Below are 342 nucleotides of genomic sequence, written 5' to 3'. Positions count from 1 at the left end.
TATAAGAACATGGATCGTTTGGATCGGTTCCATCTGCAACTTCTTGCTCATTAGTTACACCATCACTATCACAGTCTGCTGCTAACCAGTCTCCTGATTGACTTTCTGTAATACTTCCTATAGTAAATGAACAAGGATCGTTTGGATCGGTTCCATCTGTAACTTCTTGCTCAATAGTTACACCATCACCATCACAGTCTGCTGCTAACCAGTCTCCAGATTGAGTTTCTGTAATACTTCCTATAGTAATTGAACAAGGATCGTTTGGATCGGTTCCATCTGTAACTTCTTGCTCATTTGTTACACCATCACCATCACAGTCTGCTGCTAACCAGTCTCCTG

Annotated in this window: 1 protein-coding gene; it reads right to left on the bottom strand. The window is 41.5% G+C overall.

Going from position 1 to position 342, the window contains the following annotated elements; all coding sequences use genetic code 11:
• The coding region (locus V6251_RS15205) for a thrombospondin type 3 repeat-containing protein (protein ID WP_341589007.1) at positions 1 to 342 on the bottom strand (342 nt) is incomplete at both ends.

Source organism: Olleya sp. Ti.3.14 (genome assembly GCF_038154885.1).
Taxonomy (GTDB): Bacteria; Bacteroidota; Bacteroidia; order Flavobacteriales; family Flavobacteriaceae; genus Olleya.
The sequence above is the reverse complement of the archived record's forward strand: the minus strand, read 5'-3'. Positions and strand labels throughout refer to the sequence as shown.